Annotated in this window: 15 protein-coding genes; 7 read left to right on the plus strand and 8 right to left on the minus strand. The window is 44.5% G+C overall.

The features are described from left to right. Nucleotides 1-19 precede the first annotated feature (19 nt). From MusilaSJ_RS26085 to MusilaSJ_RS26095, 3 genes are all read left to right on the plus strand, one after another. The gene (locus MusilaSJ_RS26085) at nt 20-1,156 is read left to right on the plus strand and encodes a SusE domain-containing protein (protein WP_274987686.1); all 1,137 of its coding nucleotides are present in this window, start codon (nt 20-22) and stop codon (nt 1,154-1,156) included. 66 nt (nt 1,157-1,222) lie between these two features. Then, a complete protein-coding gene (locus MusilaSJ_RS26090) occupies nt 1,223-2,377 on the plus strand; it encodes a glycoside hydrolase family 76 protein (RefSeq protein WP_274987687.1) in 1,155 nt (384 codons plus the stop codon). Between the two features lie 98 nt (nt 2,378-2,475). Beyond that, on the plus strand, nt 2,476-3,543 hold the full coding sequence (locus tag MusilaSJ_RS26095; RefSeq protein WP_274987688.1) for a glycoside hydrolase family 76 protein: 1,068 nt from the start codon (nt 2,476-2,478) through the stop codon (nt 3,541-3,543). A 562-nt stretch (nt 3,544-4,105) separates the two neighbouring features. Here MusilaSJ_RS26095 and MusilaSJ_RS26100 read toward each other — a convergent pair. Genes MusilaSJ_RS26100 through MusilaSJ_RS26110 form a run of 3 tightly spaced genes read right to left on the minus strand, consistent with a single transcriptional unit; the run spans nt 4,106 to nt 7,081 of the window. Next, nucleotides 4,106-4,486, minus strand: a complete 381-nt coding sequence (locus MusilaSJ_RS26100; RefSeq protein ID WP_274987689.1) for a GIY-YIG nuclease family protein — start codon at nt 4,484-4,486, stop codon at nt 4,106-4,108. Then, nucleotides 4,486-6,393, minus strand: a complete 1,908-nt coding sequence (locus MusilaSJ_RS26105) for a DUF294 nucleotidyltransferase-like domain-containing protein (protein WP_274987690.1) — start codon at nt 6,391-6,393, stop codon at nt 4,486-4,488. The genes MusilaSJ_RS26100 and MusilaSJ_RS26105 overlap by 1 nt, the downstream gene beginning before the upstream one ends. After that, entirely contained in the window at nt 6,377-7,081 is a 705-nt protein-coding gene (locus MusilaSJ_RS26110; protein WP_274987691.1) for a 3'-5' exonuclease, read from the minus strand. Before MusilaSJ_RS26110 ends, MusilaSJ_RS26105 begins: the two co-directional genes overlap by 17 nt. Before the next feature lie 121 nt (nt 7,082-7,202). On the opposite strand from MusilaSJ_RS26110, the gene MusilaSJ_RS26115 reads away from it, so the two are divergent. Then, on the plus strand, nt 7,203-9,878 hold the full coding sequence (locus MusilaSJ_RS26115) for a glycoside hydrolase family 2 TIM barrel-domain containing protein (protein ID WP_274987692.1): 2,676 nt from the start codon (nt 7,203-7,205) through the stop codon (nt 9,876-9,878). 144 nt (nt 9,879-10,022) lie between these two features. On the opposite strand, the gene MusilaSJ_RS26120 is transcribed toward MusilaSJ_RS26115, so the two are convergent. The 3 genes from MusilaSJ_RS26120 to MusilaSJ_RS26130 form a co-directional block, all read right to left on the minus strand. Further along, complete coding sequence (locus tag MusilaSJ_RS26120; protein ID WP_274987693.1) at nt 10,023-10,844, minus strand: DUF4249 domain-containing protein; 822 nt, start codon at nt 10,842-10,844, stop codon at nt 10,023-10,025. A gap of 4 nt (nt 10,845-10,848) precedes the next feature. Beyond that, on the minus strand, nt 10,849-13,512 hold the full coding sequence (locus tag MusilaSJ_RS26125) for a TonB-dependent receptor (protein WP_274987694.1): 2,664 nt from the start codon (nt 13,510-13,512) through the stop codon (nt 10,849-10,851). Nucleotides 13,513-13,576: 64 nt separating this feature from the next. Next, on the minus strand, nt 13,577-14,569 hold the full coding sequence (locus MusilaSJ_RS26130; protein ID WP_274987695.1) for a FecR family protein: 993 nt from the start codon (nt 14,567-14,569) through the stop codon (nt 13,577-13,579). A 229-nt stretch (nt 14,570-14,798) separates the two neighbouring features. On the opposite strand from MusilaSJ_RS26130, the gene MusilaSJ_RS26135 reads away from it, so the two are divergent. Together MusilaSJ_RS26135 and MusilaSJ_RS26140 are read left to right on the plus strand one after the other, a co-directional pair. Continuing rightward, complete coding sequence (locus tag MusilaSJ_RS26135) at nt 14,799-15,986, plus strand: ATP-binding protein (protein WP_274987696.1); 1,188 nt, start codon at nt 14,799-14,801, stop codon at nt 15,984-15,986. 116 nt (nt 15,987-16,102) lie between these two features. Then, the gene (locus tag MusilaSJ_RS26140; protein ID WP_274987697.1) at nt 16,103-16,657 is read left to right on the plus strand and encodes a dihydrofolate reductase family protein; all 555 of its coding nucleotides are present in this window, start codon (nt 16,103-16,105) and stop codon (nt 16,655-16,657) included. An 8-nt stretch (nt 16,658-16,665) separates the two neighbouring features. Here MusilaSJ_RS26140 and MusilaSJ_RS26145 read toward each other — a convergent pair whose 3' ends face one another. Together MusilaSJ_RS26145 and MusilaSJ_RS26150 are read right to left on the minus strand one after the other, a co-directional pair. Next, a complete protein-coding gene (locus MusilaSJ_RS26145) occupies nt 16,666-17,253 on the minus strand; it encodes an RNA polymerase sigma factor (protein ID WP_274987698.1) in 588 nt (195 codons plus the stop codon). Nucleotides 17,254-17,496: 243 nt separating this feature from the next. After that, nucleotides 17,497-17,808, minus strand: a complete 312-nt coding sequence (locus tag MusilaSJ_RS26150) for a hypothetical protein (RefSeq protein ID WP_274987699.1) — start codon at nt 17,806-17,808, stop codon at nt 17,497-17,499. Nucleotides 17,809-18,076: 268 nt separating this feature from the next. Here MusilaSJ_RS26150 and MusilaSJ_RS26155 point away from each other — a divergent pair, with 268 nt between their 5' ends. Further along, nucleotides 18,077-18,547: a pyrophosphohydrolase domain-containing protein gene (locus tag MusilaSJ_RS26155; RefSeq protein WP_274987700.1), complete on the plus strand. Its 471-nt coding sequence runs from the start codon at nt 18,077-18,079 to the stop codon at nt 18,545-18,547. Nucleotides 18,548-18,554 lie beyond the last annotated feature (7 nt).

The following is an 18,554-nucleotide window of genomic DNA, read 5'->3' on the forward strand; positions in this document are numbered from 1 at the left end:
ATTATAATCAATTACGATCATGAAAAATATTACATACTGCCTCATGGCAGGCATCATAGCCATTTTAATAATTACAGGCTGTAAAAAGGACAAAACCTTAAAACATACACAGGTATCGGCAGTAACCAACCTGTTTGCTCCTGCAAATAACAAATTCATCCAGTTAGAGCCGGTAACAGGTTCGGCCACCTTTGAATGGGCAGAGGCTCACGCCGAAGACAATGGATTGGTTTTGTACGAGGTTGCCTTTGATAAAGAGGGCGGCGATTTTTCAAAGCCGATTTACACTATTCCTTCAGATGCTAACGGACTCTACAACAAGCTTACCATCTCCTACAAAGACCTGAATAAGGTGGCCGATTTAGCGGGGATCCAACCGCAGGCTACCGGTAAATTGAAATGGACTGTAATGTCATCAAAAGGCATCAACGTTGTTAAAGCTACGGCTTCGAGCATCATCGAGGTTCAGCGTGCTGCCGGCTTTACCGATATTCCTGCCGATCTGTACCTGACAGGTTCGGCTACCGAAGGCGGCGACGACTTAAGCAAAGCTGTGCATTTTAAACAAACTGCTGCTGGTGTATTTGAGGCCTGGACTTCATTAAAAGCAGGTACTTATCACTTCGCCGAGCGTAACACAGGCACGCCCGCTACCTATTCTATCGATGGTATTAAGCTGCTGAAAGATGGTAGCACTACCGTAACCGGCGCAACTAAAGTTGAGCGTATCGTAGTTGACTTTACATCTGCATCGGCTACTATAACCGAAGTAACCGAGGTTGGTTTATGGTTTGCGGCAGATAATAAAGTATGGTTCCCGCTACCTTACAAAGCCGGTGGTAAATGGGAAATAGATAACGCTTCTATTGTATTTCACCAGGAATCGTGGGGTAGGGATGAGCGTTACAAGTTCCGCTTTACCTTTAAAGATGCTGCGGGTAACACTTCAACCCAGTTTTATGGCAGCAAAAATTCGGATAACAGTCGCCCGGATGCCAATACAGCCAAATCATTCTGGTACATGGTGCCGGTTAACAACTCGCAATATGATTTCTGCTTTAAGTTTACCGGTGCAGCCGATAATCACAACGCCGATATCGTGGTTGACTTTAGCGCTGATGCTGCTGCTTATACCCACTCTGTTACTGTTAAATAATATTAACCGCCTACCTGCCACCGTGTTGCCAAAACATGGCGGCAGGTTGACGATAAAAGATATTTTATGAAAAATAAATTACTCAACATAGCTACTGGTGTCCTTGTGGGCGGCATGGCCATGACTTTTTCATCATGCCTAAAGGATAAACCGTTCCCCTTGTATGGTAACAAAGCTTCGGCAAAGGTGCAATATAAGTACGCCGAAACAGCCGATTCATTACAGGAAAAAACATACACAACTTTCATATCAGCCAACGGCAACTACTTTGTAGCGAATAACGCGGGTAGTACCACATTTAACTACTGGCCTAACGCGCATACGCTTGATATTTTTACCGATGCCTATCTGCGCACCAATAATGATATCTACAAACAAAGAATGAGCTCGCTTTTAGCCGGGATAAAAACTACTAACGGCGGTCTTTCCAATAATTTTTACGATGATATGGAATGGTTGGATCTGGCTACACTAAGGGCTTACAATGCTACCAAGGATGCCGCTTATCTAACAGCGGCCCATACGCTTTGGACAGATATTCAAACCGGCGAAAACAGCAACCAGGGCGGCGGCATAGCCTGGCGTAAAAATCAGTTGGATTATAAAAATACACCTGCAAATGCTCCGGCCATCATCTTTGCGGCCCGTTTATATGCTTTGGAGAAAAATGAGGCCGATCTCACGACAGCAAAACGCCTGTACACCTGGCTTAAGAAAACCCTGCTTGATCCTTCGGGCATTATCTGGGATGGTATCAACGCCAATGGCGACGGGCAGATCAGCAAGTGGAAATTTACCTATAACCAGGGTGTGTTTATCGGGGCTGCATTGGAGCTTTATCATGTTACCAAAGATGCTGCCTACCTTACCGATGCGGTAAACACAGCCAATGCCACCATTAATGATACAGATATTTCACCCGGCGGCATCCTGAAATCGGAAGGACAGGGCGACGGTGGTTTATTTAAGGGGATCCTGATCAGGTATCTTACACTGCTGGCCCTCGACCCCGATGTTGCTGAAACCGACAAGACTAAGTTTATCAGCTTCCTGAAATTTAATGCCGAAACGCTATATACGGCAGGTATCGAAAGACCATCGCTCATGATCAGTCCTGATTGGAAAAAGAAACCATCGGGAACAACAGACCTTACCACCCAGTTAAGCGGTGTGATGATGGTTGAAGCTGCCGCAACGCTGAAAGCGGCCGGTAAATTTTAAACAAACAGCTTTGTAACAATAAAAGCCATAAAAGTATTCAACCACTTTTATGGCTTATTTTAGTACCTGAATTATACCTGTCTCAAATACAATTATCTATGAAAATTAAATTGATTACCCTGCTTTTCCTCTCTGTTGCTTTAAGTACAAGTGCCCAAACGCCCGGTTATAAAGAGCGAATAAAGATCATCAATCAAAACATCAACAGCTATTTTGCCGACACAAAGACGGGGCTGTATCTTGAAACTACCGACTCGGTTGAGAATAAGGGCAACCATTCGTTTTTGTGGCCACTTTGTGCCCTGGTACAGGCTGCTAACGAAATGGAAGTGCTGGAGCCTTCAAAGCAATACCTTAAACCCGTAATGGTTGCCATTCAGCAATATTATTCACCGCGCTCACCGGCACCGGCTTACCAGGCCATGGTAGCAAAAGAAAAACGGGATTCGCGTTTTTATGATGATAACGAGTGGGTGGCCATTGCCCTGATGGATGCCTATGATCGTACCCATTACAAACAATATCTTGAAACCTCTAAAATGATCTACCGCTTTTTACTAACCGGTTATACCAATGAGGCCGGCGGCGGTTTTTATTGGGAAGAAGGCAACCGGAAAAGTAAAAATACCTGCTCAAATGGTCCGGGGATTTTGGTGGCATTGCAGTTGTACAAAGCAACCGGCCGTAAACAGTATTTAGATACCGCGTTGCTGGCTTATAACTGGACAAACAAGAACCTGCAGGCGCCATCCGGCTTGTTTTATGATAACATAAAGGTGCCGTCGTTAAAGATTGACTCGGCTATTTATACTTACAACGCGGGTACCATGCTGCAGGCCAATGTGCTGCTCTATAACATCACCCATGATAAAAAATACCTGACCGAGGCCCGCCGCATAGCCAAAGCTTCCGAACAATATTTTTACCGCAACAACCGGCTGCCCGGCAATTACTGGTTCAATGCGGTTTTACTTCGCGGTTATCAGGAACTTTACCGTGTTGATAAAGATAAAACACAATTTCGTTTTTTTGTTGACGACGCCAACCGCATATGGCAACAGGAACGGAACGATAAAAACCTGCTCGGCCCGCATCGCATCAAAAGCCTGATAGATCAGGCAGCGATGATAGAGATTTATGCGAGGCTGGAGGAGATGGGGGGGTAAAAACGTCGGTGTACAGCAAAAAAATGGATGTCATGCTGAGCTAAGTCGAAGCATGGTGGGCAGGGCCTCTGCGCGCGACCCTTCGACAAGCTCAGGGTGACAGGCCGGCGCACAGCAAAAAACCGGTGTCATGCTGAGCTAAGTCGAAGCATGGTGGACAGGCCTCTGCGCGCGACCCTTCGACAAGCTCAGGGTGACAGGCCGGCGCACAGCAAAAAACCGATGTCATGCTGAGCTAAGTCGAAGCATGGTGGGCAGGCCTCTGCGCGCGACCCTTCGACAAGCTCAGGGTGATAGGCCGACACACAGCAAAAATGGGTGTCATGCTGAGCCCGTCGAAGCATGGTGGGCAGGGCCTCTGCGCGCGACCCTTCGACAAATTTATGGGGACATGCAGCCTCATGGTGATAAAAACGGCTGTCATACTGAGTGTTTAAATCCGAGACCTCTGAAGGTGAGATGATAAAAGCTGGCCTGTCAGTCTGAGCCCGTCGAAGACTCGTGCGGAGAGGCCCTGCCCACCATGCTTCGACGGGCTCAGCATGACACCCATTTTAAGTTGTCATGGGTAGGCTCTCGAAGCATGGTGGGTAGGCCTCTGCGAGCAACCATTCGACAGGCTCCGGGTGACAGGGCTATTTTTTTGATTTTTCGCTTTAGCTAATTCCGGTAAAAGATCCCAGGTGCCGTTTATGATAGCTTCTTTCTTCTCCCTCCTCCAACCTTTAACTTGCTTTTCAAAAGCAATAGCTTGATTAACGTCGTTAAATACTTCATTAAAAACCAGTTTCAATGGTCGTCGTTTAAAAGTATAACAAGTAGGGTTCTCGCCTGATTGATGCTCAATCAATCTTCGCTCAATATTATTAGTTATTCCAGTGTAATATGAGCCATCAGCACACTTCAATATGTAAACGTGATATTGATTAAGACCAACATTCATCACCCAAACAAATTATTCGTAAACTCCATCTTTATCCTTGTTTGAAAGTTATCTATTGTTTTAAAGATCTCCTTTAAGGCCACTTTTTCAATTTTGGTGAGTTTATCCGGGTCGATGTAGTTGTCGGGTTCGGTGCGGTCCCGGATAATTTGGGAGGCCTGGTTGCGGAGGCGCAGACCCATTAAAAAATAGTACGACTGGATCAGCTCATGAACCTCTTTTTCGTTGAACACACCTTTCTCTTTTAGCGCCTTCAACCGCTCGCCTGTATTCATCTCAAAAATACGGTGGCGCAGGGCGTACATCCGCACCAGGTCGACGATAGGGGTCATTGATTTTTTAATGTCGAAAACTTCCTGGCTACCTTTGGTAAACGTTTTGATGTTTTTGAAAAAGGTGAGGGGGGGCTCGTACTGCAAAGCATTTTTAGCCATATGGAAAAAGATCTTACCCAAAGGTTTTTGCAATTCCTCGTCCAGAAACTCTTTTAACTCATCCATAATGCCGGCTTCGCCATAGAGGTACCGGCAGTCAAAAAAGGTAGAGAACTGGATCACAGTTTCGGGTACGGCCTCGGTCATCCAACTTTCATAATTGCGTTTCCAGTGGGAGAGGGAGTGCGTCCATTTGGGGTTTTGGGCCATGTAGCCGCCGGTACAAAAGCTGAAGCCGATATGATCAAGCTTTTCGGATACCTGCTGCGCAAAGTTCAGGAAATATTCGCGCACTAACTCACGCTGCTCGTTGGCTTTATCTTCATAAATAATGGCGTTATCCTGGTCGGTTTTAAAGGTTTGCTCTTTACGGCCTTCGCTGCCAAGCACCATGAAAACAAATTTGGCTGGCGGTTGGCCCATGGTTGCAATAACGCTTTCAATTACTTTTATGGCGATGGTATCGGCAATAGTGGTGATCACCTGGTTTACAATTTCGGCGTTTACACCGCGACCAAGCAATTGCGTAACCATTTGCGGCACCGATTCCCATTTGCGCTTAAGCTCCTGTACTGAAATGGCTTGTTTTACCGATTGAATGAACACCAGGGGCGATTGCGCCTGCTCGGACAATAATTTATTCCTGCTGATGCTGCCTACAAATTCATCCCCGTTTTTGATGAGTAAATACCGGGTTTTGGTACGGAACATCATCAAAATAGCTTCGTATACATAAGCGTTGGTGCTGATGCAAACGATAGGGTTATCCATAATGTTGCCGACCGCTTGTGCGGTATCAGCCTGTTTGGAAACCACATTATCGCGCAGGGTGATATCGGTTACATAGCCCACAATTTTGGCTTGCTCATCGCGGATAAAAATGCAGCTCACCTTGTGTTTGGCCATCAACCGTGCCGTTTCATAAACCGGGGTACTTTGCGGACAGGAAACGATCTCACGGTATTCAATGCTTTCAATTTTGCGCGAATACATTTGCTCGGAAGCTATGTAGCTTTCCTCAAACGTTGCCGGGCGTTTATAAAAATGGGCAAACTCATCATTGAGCATCCGTTTGCCAAAATCGGCAGTAAAATATTGTACAAAATCCTCGTAAGCTTTGCACAGCGACCGGAAATCTTTGCGATGTAAAAAGAAAACGGTAGTTCCTTTCTTAGCAACCACCGTACGGATAGATTGCTTGCGGTTCAACAACACCGAAATACCGCCATAGCAATAGCCCGAATGGTGGTGCTCTAACAACCGCTTATTTTGCTGGGTGTCGTAAAAAAAGGATTCGTATTCACCTTCGGCAATGATGTCTACGCCGCGCATTTTGGTTACTTCCTGCTGGTAAATAACCGTGTCTTTACTATAACGGATCTCCTGCAATTGGTCGGCAACCTGTTCAAGTACATCGGCCGGGAGCAGGTTAAAAGGGGATACTTTACTTAAAAATTCAAGACGTTGAACCATATAACCAAAAAGCTATGATGATGATCAGTATTAAAACGATGGCTGCGGGTAAAAGGTATTTTTTTTCGGAGCGGATCTTTTGCAGGTAAACTTCCTGGTGTGCTACGCTCTCTTCGGTAATGTCGCCGCGTTTAAGCATCTCAAAAAAACATTCGGCAGTAGCCTCGGCATCTTCAAGGGCGTTGTGCTGCCTGTCGAATGTTTTGTTAAACAGTACTTCGTACAGTTGGTTTAACCTTAAATACTTGGTTTGCGGGTTTTGTACCCACTTGGTGGTAGCCAGCATGGTACAAAAGGTTTTTAAATTTTGAAGCGGATTGGTGATCCCTGTGCGGTAAAACTCAACGCCGGCAACATTCAGGTCAAGCTCAATGAAGTGACCTATTACCAATGGTTCATATTCAAGCAGGTCATTAGCCAGCATGGTCATTACATCTTTGCGCCATTCGCCGTGCTCAACCAAATACTCCTGCGTAAGGCCATGAACAGCATATGCTTTTGGACTGATGGTAAAGTCATTGTCTTTAATATAATGATCTTCACGCTTTACCTCCTGCATGTCATTGGTGTACACAATCCACGACACCTGCAGGGCATAAGGCCAGTTGTCGTTATCACAATAGGGCAGGTCCCACTTTTTGGGCAGGCCGGAGGTTTCGGTATCTATGAATAAAAGGTAATCTTGCACATGCTAAATTTATGAATTTATTTGAATGATGATATGATCTGCGTTTTTGTAACTGATTGTGAACTGCGTTTTTTAAAAAATACCCCTATTTTAGCCCCACCTTTTAAAACCGGTCTGCCAGATGTTCAAAAAAACCACTGTTGCCCTTACCCTGTCCTTCTGCAGCGCATTATTGTTCGCGCAAACCACTATTAAACAAAGCATCAATACCAGCTGGGCTTTTCACAAAGGAGATATTGCCGGTTTGCCCGCCGCAACAACCGATGCTTCGGCCTGGCAAAAGATTTCCCTGCCCCACAGCTGGAACACTACTGATGCCAATGACGATGAACCGGGATATTACCGTGGCATAGGCTGGTATAAAAAGACTATCTACCTGCCCACCCAATGGAAGAATAAGCAACTTTCGCTATTTTTTGAAGGAGCTAACCAGGTGGCCGAAGTATACGTAAACGGTAAACTTGCCGGAAAGCATATTGGTGGATATACCGCTTTTAACATCCCGGTAAACACTTATTTGAAGCCTTTTGCAAAAGATAGCTTAACCGCCAATGAGGTGATGGTGAAGCTGGATAACAGCCACAATGAAGATATCCCGCCGCTTGATGCAGATTTTACATTTTACGGCGGTATTTACCGTGATGTATACGTAGTGGCTTCCAATCAGGTAGCATTTGATAGTGAATTGGCTTCGCCCGGCATCCGAATAAAAACACCTTCTGTGAGTGCCCAAAAAGGGGAATTGCTGATTGAAGGAACAATAAATAACCTGTCAGCGAATAAAACTAAAGTTAAGGTCATAAGTGAAGTAGTGGATGCCGATGGCAAAGTTGTCACAAAAATACAAAGTGCGCTTGTTTTAACTGCTGGTAATAAGTTTGCGTTTATCCAGAAGCAAACAGTGCCTAACCCGCATTTATGGTCGCCGGATGCCCCTTATTTGTACCATGTGGTTTCAAAGATTATGGATACTTCAAACGGACAACAACTCGATGAAACAAGCACTGTTTTGGGTTTCCGCTGGTTTAGTTTTGATGCTGATAAAGGTTTCTTTTTAAACGGAAATGCTGTTAAGCTAATAGGCACCAATCGTCACCAGGATTTCCAGGGGATGGCCAATGCTATCCCCGATGCCATCAATATTCATGATGTGGAGTTACTGAAGGCAATGGGAGCTAATTTTATTCGCATAGCGCATTACCCACAGGATCAATCGGTATTGGAAGCTTGTGACAAACTGGGTATCCTGGCATCGGTAGAAACACCTGATGTTAACCGGATCACCGAAACCGCAGCCTTTGCCGAAGATGCCAAACACATGCAGTTGGAAATGATTGGCCAGAATTATAACCATCCAAGTATTATCATCTGGGCTTACATGAATGAGGTGGAGATCGTGCCGCGGTATAAATGGGGATCGGATGAGCAGAAAAAATATTTCGTTAACCTTGTTAATTTGGCTAAGCAAATAGACAGCCTTACCCGTAAGGAAGATCCGTCGCGCTATACCATGATCCCCTGCCATGGTGATTTCGACAGGTATTATAACACTGGGCTTGCCGCTGTACCGCAAATTGTAGGCTGGAACCTGTACTATGGCTGGTATATTAAAGATTTTGCCGGATTGGATAAGTTTTTGGAAAAGCATCATCAAATGCTCCCGACCAAGCCCATGATCATTACCGAATACGGGGCCGATGCCGATAGCCGTCTGCATAGTTTTGATCTGCAGCGGTTTGATAAAACGGTTGAGTACGAAGTAAAATACCACCAATACTACCTGGAACGCATTAAAAAGCTGCCTTTTGTGGCTGGTGGCGCCATCTGGAACCTCATTGATTTTAACGCCGAAATGCGGCAGGAGGCCACCCCGCATATCAATACGAAAGGCTTGCTAACCAATGATCGCCAGCCAAAGGAGGCTTACCTTTTTTACCAGGCCAATTTGTTGAAACAGTCTTTTATCAAAATAGGTACAAGTACACTAAAAGCAGGTAACGCCAACGGGAATAACGTTTGCCCTCAGCCGCTAACCGTGTATAGTAACCAACCCCAGGTGAAATTATGGCTTAACGGCAAGCTATTGGAAAGTAAGGCTGTGCAGGATGGCCTGGCGACTTTTACTGTTCCTTTTGTGTCCGGAAAAAATACCCTTAAGGCTACAGCAGGTGAGGGGGATAGCCAGGAAGATTTTATGACGGTTGATTTTAATCTTATCCCTCATGATTTGAACAATCCGCAAACACCATTTACCGAACTCAATGTAAGCCTTGGAGATAAGCGCCAGCTGGTTGACGATAAGCTTCACCAGGTTTGGGTACCGGAGCAGGCTTATGCCAAAGGCAGTTGGGGCTATGTGGGCGGCGAGGTATTTACCCTCGGCCAAAACGTACAGTTGCCGTATGGCTCCAACAAAAATATCCTCGAAACCAATTACGATCCTATTTATCAAACACAGCGCGTAGGTTTAAATGATTTTAAGCTGGATGTGCCTGCCGGGAAATATGAAGTTACGCTGCACTTTGCCGAATTGACTACTAACGATAATTCGCCGCAACTGGTTTATAACCTCAATAATTCAACCCAAAAACAAACCGCCGTTACCCGGAGTTTTGATGTGCTTATAAACGGGCAAACCGTTATTGAAGGTTTGAGTAACAGTAACTACCTTGAGCCGTTAAAGGCTTATTCGACTAAGTTACCTGTTACCGTTGGTGCGGAGGGCATAACGATCAGCTTTAAAGCGATAACCGGGCAAGCGATATTGAATGCGGTACAGGTTAGGAAGGTTTATTGAAAAATTCCCTCTTGAGAAGGCGCGTGAAGGAGGCAGCGATAGCAGGGGTGTGTTTCATCGGCGTTTATTATCGCACAGAAAAACACACCCCCTGAACCCCTCTAAAGAAGGGAATCGCACAGACTGGCCCTTTTTACTCTGGCTTTAAGGCGCTGTCAACACCTTCCTCTCCACCGTATGCACACTAAAATAGCCCAACGCGCCGCCCTTGATATTGGTTAACGGATTTGCCGGGGCGGCGTTATTGCCATCGCCGTTGGCGCTGTTACTGAGGCTGTAAAAGTATTTGTAAACGGCCTGGTCAATGCTCATCATTTCAATGGTTACCTGGTTGCCGGGGCGGATATCACGTGCCGGGTTATCGTTGCTGTTGTCAAACCTGAGGTTGTTGTTCACTTCCTGTCCGTTGGTAAATTCGTCATCTTCCAGCATAATTGTTTCCTCTTTGCGGCCGTTTACATACTGTACAAAGCGGTAATAGTTTTTGGCAGCTATAGGGTCGTCATATCGTACGGTAACATATTTACGAGGGGTGCCGTCCTTGTTATTTTCAAGTTCGTCTTTAACCAGGTAAATACTATCTAAGGGAACGGCGGGATGCATTAAGCAGCTTGAGGTGAATGTTTTGCCATCAACACTCACACTAAGCTGATAGGTATGGCCAGGGGTGCCTGTTAAAGTACTGTTCTGGTAAATGCCGGTACTTGTAGCTGTAAGCGGGTAAACATTGTTATTATCATCGGCAATGGTGACGATAGCACCGCCTATCCCATTGAAATCATTATTATCAGTAAAGTTTTTGGTCTTACTTAATAATACTTTACAACCGCCGGCCTCGTTGGTTAATACACCTTCAACCGCATATTGCGGAGTGGTATCTTTCAGTTTAAGGTCGATGGCTTTTTCGCAACTGCTTAAGGTTGCTGCAAAAAGCAGAATAGTTATATAATTTATAGTGTTTTTCATCGGCTTAAAATTTAAAGTTATAGGTAACCGAAGGTACAAAGGTGAATAAAGTAGTACGCACAGCTTCGGTACGGCTTGCGTCGGTTTTGTTATCGCGGAAAAATATGCGATAGGCGTTAGGGTTACCGTAAGCATTATAAAGACTGAATGTTAAATCAGACTGAAACTTAGCCGTTTTCTTAAGTTGCCTGGTGGCTCCCAGGTCTAAACGGTGATAAGCCGGCATCCTGTCGGCATTTCGGTTGGTATAGTAGTAATAAGTTACGCCGTCAACCTGGTATTTACCACTCGGAAAGGTCACGGCATCGCCGGTATAGTAAACAAAGTTGGCCGAGAATGTCCATTTTTCGCTGGCTTTGTACATGGCTACAATGGCAATGTCATGGGTGCGGTCTTGGCGGGCATTGTACCACTGATTGTTATTGATGCCGTCAATCATCCGTTCAGATTTTGACAGGGTATAGCTGATCCAGCCGCTAAGCCTGCCGGTTTTCTTCTTTAGCAAAAACTCGGCACCGTAGGACCGGCCTTTCCCGAAAAGCAACTGTGTTTCTATGGGTTGGTTGGTAAACACATTGGCGCCATTGCGGTAATCTATCTGGTTTTGCAGTTTTTTATAATAGCTTTCAACGGTAAATTCATAATTATGCTCGTTAAAATCCTTGTAATAGCCTACAGAGAACTGATCGGCAATTTCGGGTTTGATCAGGTTGGTGCTTGCCACCCATTTATCCGTTGGTGAACCCGAATTAGAGTTGGAGATCAAATGCAGGTTTTGCGCATTACGGGCGTATGATGCCTTGATAGAACTAACATCATTTAGCTGGAAAGCTGCTGCAATTCGGGGCTCAGGATTAACATAGGTTTTTACCTCCTGGCCGGAAGTGTAATGTTTAGAGCCTACGATGTTCCCGTCAGCATCAATGTCATAATAGTCGCCTGAGCCAAGTATGGTAAAGGCTGACAGGCGTACCCCGTAGGTTAGGGTAAAGCGGTCTGTTACTTTCCAGGTGTTGGTAACATAAGCGGCGTTTTCAAGGGCATACCTGTTTTGCAGGCTTTGAGATATAACGCCGGAGTTACCGGTAGCAGAAATTTCGCCCGGTTTAATGGTATGATAAATGCTGTTTACACCAAAACTGATGGTGTTTTTGCCGCCGGCATACCATTGCATGTCTTCCTTAAAGTTAAAGTCGCGGATCTGTGAATAAATATTGTATTCGTTTACATCCTGCTTAATGTTAAGCTTATAGTCATAATTGCTGTAGATGAGCGAGGTGTTTGAAAATAGCTGACTGTTAAAAATATGGTTCCAGCGCAGGGTAGCCGTGGTATTGCCCCAGTTAATACCGGCTATATCGGCAGCCTTAAGCACATCCTTTCCAAAATATCCCGAAACAAACAACCTGTCTTTATCGCCTAAAACATAATTGGCTTTAGCATTAAGGTCATAAAAATAAAGCTGGCTTTTTTTGGCAATACTGTCTTTTGATAAGGCCAGGAAAGCATCGGCATATGTACGCCGTGCGGAAATCAGAAAGGAAGATTTGCCCTTTTGAATAGGCCCTTCGGCATTGATACGCGCGGCTATAAGGCCAATGCCGCCACTTACGCCAAACTTCTGGTTGTTACCATCGTTCATTTTAATATCCAGTACAGATGAAAGCCTGCCGCCATATTGCGCGGGCATATCGCCTTTATAAATATTGATGTTCTTGATGGCATCCGAGTTAAAGGTGGAGAAGAAACCCAGCAGATGCGATGCATTGTATACGGGGGCCTCATCCAACAGGATCAAGTTTTGATCGGTTGCGCCACCGCGAACAAAGAAACCGCCGCTGCCTTCCCCGGCCGATTTGATCCCGGGCAGTAATTGGATGGTTTTGATCACATCACGCTCGCCAAGCAGCACCGGAATGTTTTTGGTTTCCTGGATGCTGAGGTGTTCAACGCCCATTTGCGGGCTGGCCAGGTCGCGGGCACCGGCAGGCGCCGCTTTAACGGTTACTTCCTGTAATTGCTGGGCATTGTCTTCCAGTTCGATATTTAAACGAAGGTTACCGGCTAATGATACCGGAACAACCGCGGCTTTTTGCCCCATGGCAGTTACCAAAAGCTCGTGATTGCCGGCAGGCAGCGTGAGCGAATAAAAACCGTATTCATTGCTGGATGTGCCCGCGTTTACACCGGCAACCCTGATGCTTACCCCGATGATCGTTTCGCCGGTTTGTTTTGATTTAATGGTGCCGCTTACGGTGTATTTCCCGTCTGCCGGAGCGGCTGCCCGCTTTTTTATCTTAGTCTCATCATATTTGATCAGTACCTCATTATCCAGCACCGTAAAACTAAAAGGGTGCAGAGCAAGGGCTTTGCGTAATACATCGCCTAAAGGTTGATTTTTGGCGTTGAGGCTAACCTTTACTGTGCTTTTGGCAACAGTTTCGTTATAGGTGAACCTTACACCGCAGGCAGCCGTGATCTTATCCAAAGACTGTTTAAGCGGTTCGTTATCGATGCTGATAGTAAAGGGTTTATCTAAAGGCCCCTGTGCTTGTGCTTCGCTTACTGCCATCATTAAAAGTAATAACATGCAGAGTGCCGTTCGGAAGGGTATTCGCGTTATTTCGCAAATCAGCATGGAGGGCCATGCCGGTCTGTTGGTTTTCATAGTTGCTTTAAATTGTTGGTGTGGTTTTCTATCCTTTAGGGATGATGTTTTTAGAATGAAAAGGTTAATTGCTGGATGATAAAGATTGCAGGAAATATTGGCCTTCGACCAGTTTCCAGCGAAGGTCCATTACGGCGCAAAGTTTATTAAACGTTTTGTCGATGGGCTCATTCGTGTTGATATGGCCGTAAAAGCCTTTTTGGGTGATATCCGGCGTGAGGTTTATGCGGATACCATACTGATGCGACAGGTCGTCAACTACGGTTTGCAGTGACGCTCCGTCATAACTGAACAAGCCGGTACGCTGTGAAAGAAATTTGGAGGCATTGGGATAATTTTCCTTAATTAACGATCTCTCAGCTTTGTTATACAAGGCCCTTTGATTAAGTACCATAATAGCTTGCTGGCTTTTGGGCAGGTTATGCTCCTGCACGGCCACTTTTCCGCTGATAACCGTAACTTCAGAGATAATCTGATCGGGATAGGCTTTAACATTAAAGCTGGTACCCAATACAACGGTTTTAAGCTGTCCCGATTGGATAACGAATGGATGGTCCTCATCATGTACTACATCGAAAAACGCCTCACCCTCCAGTATTACCAAACGTTCTTTAGTCCTGAATTTGTCCGGGTAGCTGATCCGGCTGCCGGGACTAAGCCAGATCCGGGTACCATCGGGCAAACTGATTTGCCGGTGTTTGCCAGGCTCTGTAACCAATTCAACCTGTTTGGCTGGATCAATAACTTCCAATACCTGGTTTTTGTAAAGCGCGGCAAACGTAACCAGTAATACCACAGCCGCTGCAGCAGCTATGTTTCGCCATAAGGTAAGTACCTTACGCGCAGGTTGCCCCGGTGTTTCCATTTGCGCGGTTATCTTACTCAAAATACTTTCCCGCAGTTGCTCAGGGGTTTGGTATTTCGAGGCAGATAACAATACTTCCTCATCGCTAAAGTTGGCATACCAGGCATCGAGCCAGGTTTTTTCATCCGGACCGATGGTGCCCTGCATTAACTTATGAGCAAGCTCCTTTACGTTGTAGGTGTTGTTTTCCATTGTAACTGATCTTTCAACCTTTTGCACATATAGTCAGTGATGGAAGCAGATACCCTTAGTGGGAGATTAAATTTTATTACAGGCTTGTTTTCTTTTAGTGAGATTTGTCACCTATACCGTTCGCCGATACTGTTCTAATAGAATCCGGCATAAGATTATCTTCGTGAATCATTATACTATTTGATTTAAATTTTATCATATAGTATTGTTATTTGACTATTTTTACATCATGAAGGTAAGAGGAATCTATCAGGCACTACTTGAACATTCTACCAAAAAGCAGGTAACAGTTATTACCGGTATGCGCCGCGTGGGCAAAAGTACTGCAGTAAAATACCTGTTGAGCCAGTTGGACAATGGTAACAGACTTTATTTGGATTGCGAAAGGATAGAGATCCGTGTGATGTTTTCTTCTACTCATTACGAGAATATTAAGAATGAACTTGAATTGATGGGGTTGGATTTTTCATTGCCGGCGGTTATCGCATTAGATGAGATACAGTTGGTTGAAAATTTGCCCAGCGTCATAAAATATTTCTACGATACTTATGATATTAAATTCATCGTTACCGGGTCCAGTTCCTATTATATGAAAAACAGGTTCTCGGAAAGTCTGGCCGGTAGAAAGCGGATATTTGAAATGTACCCTTTATCTTTCAGTGAATTTCTGGATTTTAAAGGTAAAACGCCACCTGGCGTTGCTAAATATGCCTGGAAAGTTTTTGACGTGGCCTGGTATAACCGCTTTCAGGCCGCCTATACCGAATATATCCGTTTTGGCGGGTTCCCGGAAGTGGTATTGGAAGAAAATCCAGCCGACAAGGTAGAATTGCTAAGAGATATCATCAATTCCTATATCGAGATTGACGTTAAGCTGTTGTCCGATTATTCATTGAGCGAAGAGTTGTATAAACTGGTCAGGGTATTGGCCGCACGTGCCGGCAACAAAGTGGACTACACCAAGATCAGCAGCATTACGGGTATTAACCGGCAAAAGATAGCTTCCTATATTCAGTTACTGGAACATACCTATCTGATCTACCAGGCGACGCCGTTTACCCGGAATATCGACCGCGAGATATCCCAACAAACTAAACTGTATTTTGCCGATACCGGTATATTAAACACATTGGCCGGCGGGGTGTTATCGAGTGGGCAGGTGTTTGAGAATGCAATTGCAATACAATTAAAAAGCCTGGGGAGTATCCAATATTATCAGAAACGAACCGGGCAGGAGATTGATTTTATTTTTAACGGGGATACGGCCATTGAGGTCAAAGAAACATCTGCGCCGAGCGACCTCGCGACACTTATCCAGCGAGCGGCGGCGATTGGCATAGAAAAATATTTGCTCACAGGAAGATATTTGCCGGCGGGCGACTTCAGGGATTTCACCTGGGGCGGCAACATTTTTTAGTATCTCCAAGGCCTATAAAAGTACCATGAAGCTATATAAGTAACAGCATTGCAAATTGAGCGGTTTTGCCGCCCGGAAAATTGCTAATTTTAGTTAACCAAATAAAAACCAATCAAATGAGAAAAGTAATCTACGGTATAAACCTGAGCCTGGATGGTTGCTGCGATCATACCAAATTTAGCGGTGGCAAGGATATATTAGCATATTTTACCCGACTTATGGATGATGTAGACCTGATTGTATACGGGCGTAAAACCTTCGAGCTTATGGTTCCTTATTGGCCGGATGCCGCAAAAGATCCTTTATCAACCAAAGAGGAGAGAGAATTTGCACAGGCATTTGACCGTATTGAAAAACTTGTTTTCTCACGGACGCTGACCAGTACCGACGATAAAAACTCTGTTATTAGTCAAGCAAACCCTGGCGACGAGATCCGCAAACTGAAGCAACAGGCCGGCGGTAATATTTCAATAGGAGGTGTGAACCTGCCCTTACAACTCATTGAACTTGGTTTGGTTGATGAGTTCCATTATGTTATACATCCCGTAATTGTAGGCGAGGGAAGAAGTCTGCTGGAAGCCGCAGGTTTAAAGGGAAATGTAGGCTTAAAACTAATTGAATCAAAGGTCCTTGAATCGGGCTGTATCGCGCTTCATTATGTTAAAAACTGAAGTGTATATTAACTAAGGAGTAAAATTAGCACCGGCAGAGAAATACCCAGCGATTGCCTTAACGAACTTAGTGCCTTTGACATATGAGCTTCAACAGTTTTTTGTGATATGCCCAGTTCAGCAGCTATCTCGGCATAGGTTTTATTTTCATCGCGGCTAAGCAGGAATACGATGCGGCATTTTTCGGGCAGGAGGCTGATGCTGTGGTTAAGTCGTTGGCGCAGTTCTTTCTCCTCCAGCCATTGAATGGTGCTATCGTCTATTTCAGGCAAGGTAAAAGCGAGTTCATCCAGGTGCTGTTGTTTCCTGTATTGGCGATCAAGATGATTGATCACCTTGTATTTAACTGCTACCGACAGATAAGTAGCCATGGTATGGGTTAACTTAAGGCTTGCCCGGCGCTGCCAGATGCTTAAAAATACTTCCTGCACTACTTCTTCGGCCTCATGCTCATCATCTAAACGGTGATAGGCTACAGCAAAGGTTTTATCCCAATACCGGTTATACAACTCCGTAAAGGCATCGCGGTTGTCGCGGGCCATCAGTTGTAATAACTGCTCATCAGTGTAGTTTTTGGGTAGATCAGGGATAGGCATTTTTACATTTTTCGCGTCGGACCTAACGTTTACTTCAACAAGGCGCTTTAAAGTTAGAGTTTTAGCCTAAGTAAATGTTACGTTGAATTTTAATTTTGTAAACGCAAATTGCCCTGGCTTTGGTACAAGCAATAGCATGAAATTGTTCAACGCGATAGCCCCAAAATGTAAAAAGCCAATCATTAAAGCGATAACCTTTAATAATTGGCTTTTGGGGATTTAAAATAAATAAGATGCCTTTTGTTAGGCAGTTGGTTCAGTCTCAGTAGTTTTGGCCTTTTTGCTTGTTGCTTTTACAGGAACAGCGTCATCCGCTTTCTTCTCTTTTTTTACTTTGGGTTCAGCGGCAGCGGCATGTACTTCAGGACTTAATTTAGCCGCCAATATTTTTGCCAGGTTTTTTGCAGCTTTGTCTATAGCTTTTTTAGCTTTGCCGGCATCGGGGCCAAACTCACTTACCAGGGTTTCAATCTGGATTACTAATTTTTCTTTTAATTGTTTCTTAAGGGTTTTACGGGCTTGTTTAGTAGCGGCTTTATCTTTTATGTTTTTCATGTGAATGGATTAGAGATCGGGTGAAGCACAGTTTTTTTCTGCGCGGTGCAAAGTTAGGTTAATATAATGTGGTTTTAATATTATGTTTATGTTAATAATTGCTATTGATGTTAACTTTTTATTAATTGATAATCAGCATTATTAATTGGTGTTGCTTTATTTATTTTTTTGTTTTATAACCTTGCCCCTAAATATAGTTAACACTAATTTTTTGAAAGCCTTGGGGTTAATTGTTAACTTAGCCGTTTATTTATCGCCCTAAAACAACATGATCAAAGATTTAAGTGCATTAACCCAGGTAGCCGAATTTCATGCCACTTTTAAGCACCCTATAATTGAAAAACCTGCAATACCCTCAAAAGCACGTTGCGATCTGCGTATTGAACTTATTGCCGAAGAATTAAAAGAACTGCAGCAGGCTGTTAATGATAATAACATGGTTGAAGTAGCTGATGCTCTTTGCGATCTGCAATATGTATTATCGGGAGCTGTGTTGGAGTTTGGCCTGGGTTCAAAATTCAAGGAACTGTTTGACGAGGTTCACCGCTCCAACATGAGCAAAGCCTGCAAAACAGTTGAGGAGGCCGAAAAAACCATCGAGCATTATAAGAATACGGCCGGTACGGATGCATACTACAAAGAGATAGATGGCTTGTACCTGGTGTATCGTACATCTGATCATAAAACATTAAAATCTATCAATTATTCGCCTGCCGACCTGAATGGCATTGTGGGTTAATCATATA

Origin of the sequence: Mucilaginibacter sp. SJ (assembly GCF_028993635.1) — a bacterium.
Taxonomy (GTDB): domain Bacteria; phylum Bacteroidota; class Bacteroidia; order Sphingobacteriales; family Sphingobacteriaceae; genus Mucilaginibacter.